The sequence below is a fragment of the Mesorhizobium sp. M2A.F.Ca.ET.042.01.1.1 genome (assembly GCF_003997405.1).
Taxonomy (GTDB): domain Bacteria; phylum Pseudomonadota; class Alphaproteobacteria; order Rhizobiales; family Rhizobiaceae; genus Mesorhizobium.
Genome location: NZ_RZRX01000296.1, coordinates 1 through 6,833, shown reverse-complemented (window position 1 = coordinate 6,833; position 6,833 = coordinate 1). Strand labels below are relative to the sequence as shown.

Genomic DNA, 6,833 nt, shown 5'->3' with positions numbered 1-6,833 from the left:
CCTTCGACCTCCCAGAGGAAGTGCTTCGGCTTGAGCTTTGCCATGGCGCTCATTCGCGTCCCTCCCAATTGCTGCGGAACGATTTCAGCATGCCGGTGAGCCGCTTCGCTTCCTCCTCGCTGACACCGCCGAGCAGCTCGCCGACCCAGCCCTCATGCACGGCCGCGATCCTCGCGAAAGCTTTGCTGCCTTCCTCGGTCAGCCGCACCATCGAGGTGCGGCGGTCGCCGTTGCGGCGCGCGCGCGTCACCAGCCCTTCCGAAACCAGGCGGTCGACGATGCCGGTGACATTGCCGTTCGACACCAGAAGGAAGCGCGACAGGTCGCTCATCAGCATCCCTTCCGGCACGCGATAGAGCGCCGCCATCACGTCGAAGCGCGGCAGCGTGGTGTCGAATTCCTTCTTCAGCCGCTCGCGCAGCTCCGCCTCGATGGTGCGCGAGGCGCGCAGCAGGCGGATCCACAACCGCAGCCTCTCCTTGCCCGGCCCGGCGGAGGTCGGTCCCGCTACCATGTCTCGCCTCCGGAAATGGAGATTGCCTGTCCGGTGATCGATCGCGCCGCATCGCTGCACAGCCACAACACCGCGTCTGCGACCTCGTCCGGCTGGATGAAGCGTCCCTGCGGGTTCGTCGCCGACAGGCTCTGCCGTGCTTGCTCTGCCGACCGCCCGGTCTTGTCGACGATGCGTTGGACGGATTCTTCCAGCATGTCGGTTTCGACAAAACCGGGACAGACGGCGTTGACCGTCACGCCCGACTTGGCGGTCTCGGCGGCCAAGGCGCGCATCAGCCCGACGACGCCATGCTTGGCGGCCACATAGGGCGCGACATAGGCATAGCCCTTCAGCCCGGCGGTCGAGGCGACGAAGACGATACGGCCTGCCTTTCGCGCGAGCATGCCGGCGAGCGCCGGCTTCACCGTCAAAAACGCGCCGGTGAGGTTGACGTCGAGCGTGCGTTGCCAGTCGGCCAGCGCGGTCCTATGCGCCGATGCGCTGCCGGCCATGCCGGCATTGGCGACGACGATGTCGAACGGTCCGCGCGCCGCCTCGGCTTGTTGATAAAGGGCGGCCATCGACGCCTCATCGGTGACGTCGGCGGCAATGCCGAAGATGCGGTCGCTTGCGCGGGCCACCTCGGCAAGCTCCACCTTGCGCCGCCCGCAGATGGTTACGTTCACCCCAGCTTCCGCCAACGCCAGCGCAATGGCCTTGCCGACGCCGGAGCTGCCGCCGGTGACCAGCGCATGCTTGCCCTCGATTGCCCGCGCGGCGCTCATACTTTCAGCCCCGCTGCCGCTTCGCGCTCCGCCAGCCGGTAGATCTGGTCGCGTCCAGGCAGATAGGGATCCGGCCATTTGACGCCGCGATCGCCGAGCGTCACCGCCGCATGCAGCGTCCAGTAGGGATCGGCAAGATGCGGCCTGGCCAGCGCCACAAGATCGGCGCGGCCGGCCATGAGGATCGAGTTGGCATGGTCCGGCTCATAGATATTGCCGACCGCCATCGTCGCCATGCCGACCTCATTGCGGATGCGGTCGGAGAACGGCGTCTGGAACATGCGGCCATAGACCGGCTTGGCGGCGATCGATGTCTGTCCGGCCGAGACGTCGCAGAGATCGACGCCCGCTTCACGCAGCAGCTTTGCGATCTCGACGGCGTCCGCCGGCGTCACGCCTTCGATGCCGACCCAGTCATTGGCCGAGATGCGCATCGAGATCGGCTTTTCCGCCGGCCACACCGCGCGCACCGCATGGAAGATTTCCAGCGGATAGCGCATGCGGTTTTCCAGCGAGCCGCCATACTCGTCGGTGCGGCGGTTGGTCAGCGGCGTGATGAAGGCCGACAGCAGATAGCCATGCGCGGCATGGATCTCCAGCATGTCGAAGCCGCAACGCCCGGCCATCTGAGCCGAAGCGACGAATTGGTCGCGAACCATGTCCATATCGGCGCGGTCCATCGCCTTCGGCACCTGGTTCTGCGGCGACCATGCCACGGCCGACGGCGCCATAACCGGCCAGTTGCCGGAAGGCAACGGCACGTCGGTTCCTTCCCAGCCGACGCGGGTCGAGCCCTTGGCACCGGAGTGGCCGATCTGGGCGCAGATCTTGGCCTCCGTTTCGGCATGGACGAAATCGACCAGCCGTTTCCAGGCGACCTCATGCTCCGGCTTGTAGAAGCCAGGGCATCCGGGCGTGATGCGCCCCTCTGGGCTCACGCAGGTCATCTCGATATAGAGCAGCCCCGCGCCGCCCTTGGCGCGCTCGGCATAGTGAGCAAAATGCCAGTCGGTCGGGCAGCCGTCGACCGCCTTGTACTGCGCCATCGGCGAGACGACGATGCGGTTGGTGAGGGTCATGTCGCGCAGCTTGAACGGCGCGAACATCGGCGCGCGGCGCAGCATGTTGCCGCCGGCGCCGGCCTTGCGCTGGAACCACTCCTCGGCGCCCGCCAGCCATTCGGCGTCGCGCAGGCGAAGGTTCTCATGGCTGATGCGCTGCGAGCGGGTGAGCAGCGAATAGTTGAACTGAACTGGATCAAGTCCGAGATATCGTTCGACTTCCTCGAACCATTCGAGCGAGTTGCGCGCCGCGGATTGCAGCTTCAGCACTTCGGTGCGCCGCGCATCCTCATATTTGCGGAAGGCCGCCTCGATGTTCGGCTCGGTCTCGACATAGTCCGCCAGCGCCACCGCGCTCTCCAGCGCCAGCTTGGTGCCGGAGCCGATCGAGAAATGCGCCGATGCCGCCGCATCGCCCATCAGCGCCAGGTTCTTGTAAGACCAGCGCTCGCATAGCACGCGCGGGAAGTTGATCCAGGCCGAACCCCTGATATGGTTGGCGTTGGTCATCAGCGGGTGGCCGCCGAGATGCTTTGCAAAAATGCGCTCGCAGGCCGCGATCGATTCCTGCTGCGTCATCTGGCCGAAGCCGAAGGCATTCCAGGTCTGCTCGCTGCATTCGACGATGAAGGTCGCCGTCTCGCTGTCGAACTGGTAGGCATGCGCCCACACCCAGCCATGCTCCGTCTTCTCGAAGATGAAGGTGAAGGCGTCGTCGAATTTCTGCGTCGTACCCAGCCACACGAACTTGCATTTGCGTGTGTCGATGTCGGGCTTGAAGACATCGGCGAAAGTGGCGCGGGATTTCGAGTTCAGCCCATCCGAAGCAACCACCAGGTCATGCGTTTCCATGAAAGGCCGGGGATCGGAAATCTCGGTCTCGAACTGCAGCTTGATGCCGAGCTCGCGAGCGCGGCGCTGCAGGAGGATCAGCAGCCGCTTGCGGCCGATGCCGCAGAAGCCGTGGCCGGAGGAGACGGTGCGAACGCCGTCATGGATGACCGCGATGTCGTCCCAATAGGCGAAATGTTTCTTGATCCAGACGGCGCTGACCGGGTCGTTCCTGGTCAGGTTCTCCAGCGTCTCGGCCGACAGCACGACGCCCCAGCCGAACGTGTCGTCCGGGCGGTTGCGCTCATATACCGTCACCTCATGCGCGGCATCGCGCAGCTTCAGCGAGATGGCAAAGTAGAGGCCGGCCGGTCCGCCGCCGAGAACCGCAACCTTCATGTCTTGCGATCTCCTCTAGAGCAATTCCAGGAAAAGTGCGAAGCGGTTTTCCGTCCGGAATTGCGTGAACTCTATAAGATGTCCGGAACCGCCGGATGGACCAGCGGTTCCGACTGTCAGTATTGCGCCAGGGGTCAATTATTTCAAGCTTAAAGTTTTATAATTGAACGATGGTTTGGGCGCGGGCGGTTGAGGTCATTTGCTCGGATCCTTCGGGCTCCACAACACGGTCTCCGCCCCCTTCTCATAGGCCATGCCTTGCGGGTAGCTGATCGCTTCCAGCTGCAGTCCCCACGGCGCCTGGAAATAGAGGATGGTCTGGCCGGCAGCGGGTCCTTCCTTCACCGGAAGCGGTCCCAGTCTGGTCTTCACGCCCTTGCCGTCGAGATAGGCCTTCGCGGCCGCGACGTCGTCGACATAGAAGGCGATGTGGAAGCCGCCGATGTCGCTGTTCTTCGGCGTCAAATCCTTCTGGTCGGGCGCAGTATATTTGAACAGCTCGATGTTCGAGCCAGTGCCGCAGCGCACCATGGTGATCTCCTGGATCACCGCCTTCGGATCGACCCCGAGCAGGTCCTGCATGAAGGTGCCTTTGTCGTCGGCAAACGGGCCGAACGACATCGCCTTCTTGCAGCCGACGACATCGGTGAAGAAGTCGACGGCCTGCTTCATGTCGGGCACGGTGATGCCGGTATGGTCGTGCCCGCGCATGCCGGGGATCGAATCCGCCGAAGCCGCTCCCATTGCGCCGGACAAGGAGGCCGCGAGGACCGCTGCCTGGATTGCGTATTTCATGTCACCCTCCGTTGGCGGGCCGACTTGTCCTTGCGCACATCCGAGGCCCGCTGGCCGGCGTGCGGATATCGAAGCTCAATTCATGCCGGCGCCTTGGGCCGCAGCCAGTCCGCGTCGATCTCCGGCAGCGGAATGGCGGCGAGCAGGTCGCGCGTATAGGTCTCCTGCGGATTGTCGAACAGCGCGTCCGTGGCGCTGGCCTCGACGATCCTTCCCTCCCGCATGACGATGACCTGCTGGCAGAGCCGCCGGATCACCGACAGATCGTGGCTGATGAAGGCGACCGTCAGCCCCATCTCGGCCGCCAGCTTCTCCAGCAAGGTCAGGATCTGCGCCTGCGTCGAGACGTCGAGGCCGGAGACGATCTCGTCGGCCAACACGAATTTCGGCGAGAGCGCGAGCGCCCGCGCGATGCCGACGCGCTGCCGCTGGCCCCCGGACAATTCGTGGCGGTAGCGGCTGGCGAAACTCTGCGGCAGGCCGACGCGCTGCAGCGCTTCCGCGACGCGTTCCTTCAGCCGGTCGCCGAGGCCGTTCTGCCGCAAGGGCGCCGCGATGATGTTGAAGATCGTGTGCCGCGGATTGAGCGACGACATCGGGTCCTGGAAGATCATCTGCAGGTCGCGGCGCAGCGGCCTGAGCTCAGCCTCCGAAAGATGGCTGATGTCGCGCCCTTCGAAGCTGATCGCGCCGGTGCTCGGCTCGAGCAGCCTGACCAGCGTGCGGCCGAGCGTCGACTTGCCGGAGCCGGACTCGCCGACAATGCCAGTCACCGATCCCTTCGGAAGGTCGAAGTCGAGCCCTTTCAGGATTTCGGCCAGCGGCGCGCGGCCGATCAGCGGCTTGCGCGTCATGTCGGGCAGCGCCACCTTCAGCCCGCGCACGGAAAACAGCGGCTCAGCCATGGCCGGGCCTCCAATCCTTGTCGGCGGCTGCGATCTCGGCCGTGAGCCCCGCAAGCACGCTTTCATCCACTGGCTTCAGCGAGGCGTATGGATCGGTGTAGCGTGGCGTCGCCGCGATCAGCGCCCGCGTGTAGGGATGCTGTGGCGTCGCGAAGAGCTGTGCGGTCTCGGCTTCCTCCATCACCTTGCCGGCATAGAGCACCGACACTTTCTGGCTGATCTTGGCGACGACGCCGAGATCGTGGGTCACGAACAGGATCGCGGTGCCATGGTCGCGCTGCAGCTGCGCGATCAGCCGCAGGATCTGTTTCTGCACGGTCACGTCCAGCGCCGTCGTCGGCTCGTCGGCGACGATCAGCCTCGGTTCCGCCGCGAAGGCTGCGGCGATCAAGACGCGCTGGCGCATCCCGCCGGAGAGCTCATGCGGATAGCTTTTCAGCACGCGCTCCGGATCGCGGATCTGCACCTCGTCGAGCAATTGCCGGATGCGTGTGTCCGCCCGCTCGCCGCTCCAGCCGAGGATACGGACCAGCCGGTCGGTCATCTGCGGGCCGATGCGGCGCGACGGGTTGAGCGCGGTCAGCGGATCCTGCGGGATCAGCGCCGTGCGCGCACCGATCAGGTTGCGCCGGGCCTTCGGACTGAGTCCGCCGAGATCCTCGCCTTCGATCAGCATCTCGCCTTCGACGATGCGCACGCTTTTCGGCAGCACGCCGAGCACCGCCTTGCCGATCATCGTCTTGCCGGCGCCGCTTTCGCCGACCAGCGCGCGCACCTCGCCGGGCTGCACGGCAAGCGACACCGAGCGCAGCACGCGCTGGCCGTTGGGCAGCACGGCGCTCAAGGAGCGGATGTCCAGACATGGTTCCAAATTGGCGCTCATCGCAGCACCGGATCGAAGCGCGCCTTCAGCGCTTCGCCGAACTGGCTGAAGGAAAGCACGGTGAGGATCAGCGTGATCAGCGGGAACACCAGCACCCACCAAGCCTGGTGGATCGACAGACGGCCCTCGGCGATGATGCTCCCCCAGGTCGGGTCGTCGGTCGAGATCGACAGATTGACGAAGGACAGGATCGCCTCGACGATGACGGCGATGCCCATCTCCAGCGACAGCAGCGCCACCACCGACGGCAGCACATTGGGCAGCACTTCGCGCAGCATGATGCCGATGCGGCCATAGCCGGCGATGCGCGCGCTCTCGACATAATCCATGCGCGCCTGGCTCATCGCCTCGGCGCGGATCACCCGGCAGAAGCGCGTCCAGTCGATGATCGCAATGGCGAGGATGACGGAGCTCAGGCCGGTGCCAAGCACCGCGACCAGCAGGATCGCGAACAGCACCGGCGGAAACGCCATCCAGACATCGACGATGCGCGAGATGATGCGGTCGGCCCAGCCGCCGAAATAGCCGGCGATCAATCCCAGCGCCGATCCGATGAGGCAGGCGGACGTCGCTGCCGCGAAGGCGACGATGAAGGCGATGCGGCCGCCGAAGATCAGCCGCGAGAGAAGATCGCGTCCCAGGCTGTCGGTGCCCAGCCAATAGCCGGGCTCGGCACCG

At 65.2% G+C, this 6,833-nt stretch carries 7 protein-coding genes; all 7 read right to left on the bottom strand.

Going from position 1 to position 6,833, the window contains the following annotated elements:
* Positions 1-49: 49 nt before the first annotated feature.
* Complete coding sequence (locus tag EOA23_RS29790; protein WP_127306765.1) at positions 50-514, bottom strand: MarR family transcriptional regulator; 465 nt, start codon at positions 512-514, stop codon at positions 50-52.
* Positions 508-1,281, bottom strand: coding sequence for an SDR family NAD(P)-dependent oxidoreductase (locus EOA23_RS29785; RefSeq protein ID WP_127306764.1), 774 nt, complete (start codon positions 1,279-1,281; stop codon positions 508-510). Before EOA23_RS29785 ends, EOA23_RS29790 begins: the two co-directional genes overlap by 7 nt.
* A complete protein-coding gene (locus tag EOA23_RS29780; RefSeq protein ID WP_127306763.1) occupies positions 1,278-3,572 on the bottom strand; it encodes a bifunctional salicylyl-CoA 5-hydroxylase/oxidoreductase in 2,295 nt (764 codons plus the stop codon). The genes EOA23_RS29785 and EOA23_RS29780 overlap by 4 nt, the downstream gene beginning before the upstream one ends.
* A gap of 195 nt (positions 3,573-3,767) precedes the next feature.
* On the bottom strand, positions 3,768-4,367 hold the full coding sequence (locus tag EOA23_RS29775; protein ID WP_127306762.1) for a VOC family protein: 600 nt from the start codon (positions 4,365-4,367) through the stop codon (positions 3,768-3,770).
* Between the two features lie 80 nt (positions 4,368-4,447).
* The gene (locus EOA23_RS29770) at positions 4,448-5,272 is read right to left on the bottom strand and encodes an ATP-binding cassette domain-containing protein (protein ID WP_127306761.1); all 825 of its coding nucleotides are present in this window, start codon (positions 5,270-5,272) and stop codon (positions 4,448-4,450) included.
* Positions 5,265-6,155 carry an ABC transporter ATP-binding protein gene (locus EOA23_RS29765; RefSeq protein WP_127306760.1) on the bottom strand — a complete coding sequence of 297 codons (891 nt, stop codon included), beginning with the start codon at positions 6,153-6,155 and terminating at the stop codon, positions 5,265-5,267. The genes EOA23_RS29770 and EOA23_RS29765 overlap by 8 nt, the downstream gene beginning before the upstream one ends.
* On the bottom strand, positions 6,152-6,833 hold a 682-nt coding region (locus EOA23_RS29760; RefSeq protein ID WP_145966517.1), incomplete at its 5' end, for an ABC transporter permease. The genes EOA23_RS29760 and EOA23_RS29765, both read right to left, overlap by 4 nt.